At 63.7% G+C, this 3,105-nt stretch carries 5 protein-coding genes; 3 read left to right on the forward strand and 2 right to left on the reverse strand.

Features of this window, described 5'->3' with window-relative positions:
- The 3 genes from ACESMN_RS09905 to ACESMN_RS09915 form a co-directional block, all read left to right on the forward strand.
- Window positions 1–182, forward strand: a 182-nt coding sequence (locus tag ACESMN_RS09905; RefSeq protein WP_373053436.1) for a hypothetical protein, incomplete at its 5' end; no start/stop codon positions are given.
- A gap of 30 nt (window positions 183–212) precedes the next feature.
- Window positions 213–653, forward strand: a complete 441-nt coding sequence (locus ACESMN_RS09910) for a transposase (protein ID WP_373053437.1) — start codon at window positions 213–215, stop codon at window positions 651–653.
- A gap of 468 nt (window positions 654–1,121) precedes the next feature.
- Window positions 1,122–1,805 (forward strand): hypothetical protein, encoded by a 684-nt coding sequence (locus tag ACESMN_RS09915; protein WP_373053438.1) that lies wholly within the window; start codon window positions 1,122–1,124, stop codon window positions 1,803–1,805.
- Between the two features lie 80 nt (window positions 1,806–1,885).
- Here the strand turns inward: ACESMN_RS09915 and ACESMN_RS09920 are convergent, their stop codons facing one another.
- On the reverse strand, window positions 1,886–2,737 hold the full coding sequence (locus tag ACESMN_RS09920; protein WP_373053439.1) for a DUF429 domain-containing protein: 852 nt from the start codon (window positions 2,735–2,737) through the stop codon (window positions 1,886–1,888).
- A gap of 152 nt (window positions 2,738–2,889) precedes the next feature.
- Window positions 2,890–3,105 (reverse strand): hypothetical protein (locus ACESMN_RS09925; protein ID WP_373053440.1); only part of this gene is annotated, 216 nt, incomplete at its 5' end.

The raw sequence follows: 3,105 nt of genomic DNA on the forward strand, positions 1-3,105 counted from the left end.
ACGGCTTGCACTACAAGGCGGGCTGCGCGAGCAAGACGCACTGGCGGACGCATCACTGCGGCTGGCCGGACAGAATGATCGCGGGTTGCACGGGCAGCCTGAAGACCAACCTGTTGTTGGTGCTGCGCCAGCTGCAAGGTCTGGATGAGGTGTTGCGGGCCTACGGCGATGAGGTGGAATAGCTGGCGGCGTCACCACGGTACCAGGAACCGGTGCAGGCGCTGACCTGTTACAAGGGCATCAAGCATCTGTTTGTGCTGACGATGGTCACCGAGATCGGGGATCTGAAACGGTTCGCCCATCCCCGCCGGCTGGTCTCTTGGGCCGGGATGGATATTCGCGAGTACGCCTCTGGCGGCAGGTCGACCTGGCTGGGGATCACCCGGCAGGACAATCGGTACCTCCGCACGGCGTTGATCGAGGCCAAACAGCGCGGCGATCGCAGTGCCACGCTGGGCAAAGACGTGAAGGCCCGGCGAGCGGAGAGTCGGTCGGAGTACGTTGGGATTGCCGATCGCTGTTTGCGACGGTTGAACAAGAAGGGCAACCGCCTGCTCCTGGCGGGAAAGCACCCGAACAAAGTAAAAGTCGCGTGTGCGCGTGAGATGGTCGGGTTTGTCTGGGAGTCACTGAACCAGGCGGCCGCGGCGTAGCGGTCGATGATTCGAATGCCTGCAGTTTTGCTGTCCCGTGAACGCATCGAATGATCTGGAGGGTAAGACGAAGATCGGGAAGTCCACGCGCCCTGCCTTAGCGCAAGCTTCGCCGGCGAGAGCCGTGATCACCCACCTGGATACGAAATCAATCGGCCTCCAGGCCCGATGGCGGTCACCATTCCGGGCGCCCGTAGCGCGGGCTCTTCGATTGACCGGGAGGACGCCGGAGTGAACGCCGAACGCAGGTGTCGGCATCGGCGAGGAGCGGGCTCCGACCATCGAAAAGGCGCCTTGTATTTGCCTATACTCCAGCGGACAAGGTTGGCTGTCGCGCATTTCTGCCAGGAGCGCTTTCAGCGGAAGGAACCCACAATCCCCAGCCACTGGTGCCCTTTCTCCCGTTGGCGTCGCTCCACTGCGATTCGCGCTGCACCGGGCCTTGCCCATGGAATCCAGGAGAGGGCCATGTACCTGTCTTCCGCGCGAGCAATACTGATCGGCGTCGGCCTCTGTGCCGCCGCCCCCACCCTGTCGGAGACGTCGGCGTCGACGGTTCAGGAGATTGAGGCTGGGGAGCTTTTCCCTCTGATCCCCGGTGAAAGCACGTTCGAGGTGGTGGACGGAGACGGAGAGGGACGGCAGGTCGTGCTGGAACTGTGGTCCGCAGACGGTGAAGGCCGCTGGGAAGTTCGATTTGGCGATTACAACATCCTCCATCTGTTCAAGCCCCCGGATGGCAGCGTGCTGCTCACCGGTCTGGACGTGTTGACCCAGGGCCAGACCGTGCTGTACGAGCCGCCCGTGGTGCTGCTTCCCAACAGGGTCGTGCCCGACCGGACATGGAGAGCCTCCGGCAGGGCTACGGTCGTCAACACAGAGACGCAAGAGGTTGTCCACAGGGGTGAGTACCAGCACCGGGTTGTGCCCATCACGCGAGAGCGGTTCGCGACTCCGGCGGGCGACTACGAAGGTTTTCTGGTGCCGATCGAGCAGACCGTCGATCTTGAGGCTCCGGCGGTGATCCGGTTGTGGCTCGACCTCGGCTTCTTCCCCGGCAAAGGTCTGGTCAAACGTTCGATGAAGTTCGTCGTCGACAAACCCTTGTGGTTCGGCTCGACTACACGACGCACAGCAGATCTCGTCCGTTAACGCCTGTTTCTGGCAGATCGGTCAGGGATGACCAGCCTGTCATGACCGGCTCCCCCGACCGTGCGCGCTCAGGGTCGGCTTCAGCCAGTCCGTTGGCCCGGATCGCGAACCCGCACGACATCCGTGGGACACCAGATAGCGGCATCGTCATTGCCCAAGGGCATGGTGCGTCCCGCAAGGTACTCGACGCCCACCCACGCGCAAACAAGCGCGTCCAGGGCATCCTCATACCGCTTCAACGCCGAGAGGCTTTTGACGGTGTCCGGCTCCGGAAGCTCGAGCGTCAGCCCGTCGAACACCTCGGCCAGCGCACCATGAATGGCGGCGAACTCGATCAGCAGGTTCCGGATGCGCCCCGACGCTGATTCGCCCGGCCAGTAGTTCCTGGCCCTGCTGGCCTTGTACGGCACCCGTCGTGGACGCCGGAGCAGCGACAACAGGGCAGGATGCGGGTACACCTCCAGGAACTGCCGGCCACCCGGCGATCGGGTTGCTGACGTCGCCAGCTCGTAGCCAGCCGCGGACAGCGCGTCTGAGATCCGGGCGCCCAGGGGTCCAGGGCGTATCGGGGTTGGCGAGTGGGCGGCGCACCAGCGGGTGCTGAATTCCCTGGAAACGGCGCGATCCGCCTCGCGGCGCGTGGTAAACGGGGTCCTGGCGACAGGCATGTCGAGGGTGACCAGATCCACCGACCTGCCCGCCAACCGCTCTGCGGCCTCGAGCAACCGGGAAATGTCCGGCTCGCTTCCCGGAAAGCGGGTCGTGGACCAGTCGGTCGCGGTCGCCGCCGCCTCTCCGATAAAGCTGCGGTAACTCGGCGCGAGGGCGATGCAGCGCCAGGCATCACCCCGCTGCTGGACCAGGGCCACGCCGCTGGGCTGGGAGACGGTCCAGGCTGCATCGATCGCGAGGATGGTCTGATTCCGGTTCATCGGTTGCCTTGGCACGTGCCCAGGAAAGGAGTCTGTTGGGTGGCACGTTTCCGGGAACAGTACACCCGTTTCTCTGCGGTCCGCGCGGGCTGCATGATCCGGGGCCTCGCGCCGAGCGACGCAAAACCGCTCAACTCGCACATCACGATAGTTCAGAGTCGATCCCCGATCCTTCGGCCGCCCTCATTATTTGGGCTTGACAGCCCAAATAATGAGGGATAGTGTTGTGTCCAATGTTTGGTCATTTTTTCCCAAATATATTCCGGCCACTCACTCGGAGAATCGCCATGAACCAGAAGACCCTCTATCGCGCCATCGCCATCGTGCTTGCCGCCGGATCCCTGGCCGCCTGTGGTGGCGGCGGTGGC

This window comes from Thioalkalivibrio sp. (assembly GCF_041690275.1).
Taxonomy (GTDB): Bacteria; Pseudomonadota; Gammaproteobacteria; order Ectothiorhodospirales; family Ectothiorhodospiraceae; genus Thioalkalivibrio.